Source organism: Candidatus Poseidoniia archaeon, assembly GCA_030748895.1.
In the GTDB taxonomy this organism is placed as follows: Archaea; Thermoplasmatota; Poseidoniia; order MGIII; family CG-Epi1; genus UBA8886.
Map to the genome: position 1 here is coordinate 1 of JASMLC010000070.1, position 506 is coordinate 506.

Consider the following 506-nt stretch of genomic DNA (forward strand, 5'->3'; position numbering starts at 1 on the left):
TCAAACAGGTTTATGAGAAAGACATGGATGAAACTGTGGGGAACGGATTCTACTTGACTATGTCATATCCAAATTATGATGGTACTGATTTAATGATTGAATTAATGAAGTATGGAATTTCAACAATTACTCTAAAATCGACCGGTTCAAATAGGCATGAAGGATTACGGGTTTGTATCTCTTTTGTAAGTGAAAAAGACATGCCTGTTTTAGAGCATCGATTAAAAAAATTCAGGGAGAATAATAAGTGAAACCGAACGAAATAGATTTTGACAATTTGACTTTCAGTTTTACTAGAACTCGATCTATGTACGTAGCAAAATGCGATTTAGGTGGTGAGTGGAAAAATGGGAAAATAATTCCTTTTGAAAATTTGAGCCTGTCTCCTGCTGCCGGTGTATTGAACTATGGTCAAGGACTCTTTGAAGGAATGAAGGCCTACAAATGGGATGACGGGCGAATTGCGATGTTCAGACCTGAAATGAATGCTAAAAGAGCTGCAGATG

2 protein-coding genes are annotated in these 506 nt (G+C 37.0%); both read left to right on the forward strand.

The window, feature by feature from the left end; translation table 11 throughout:
* Window positions 1-251, forward strand: a 251-nt coding sequence (locus QGG57_07175; protein MDP7007932.1) for a pyridoxal phosphate-dependent aminotransferase, incomplete at its 5' end; no start/stop codon positions are given.
* A partial coding sequence (locus QGG57_07180; GenBank protein ID MDP7007933.1) for a branched chain amino acid aminotransferase occupies window positions 248-506 on the forward strand: 259 nt, incomplete at its 3' end. The genes QGG57_07175 and QGG57_07180, both read left to right, overlap by 4 nt.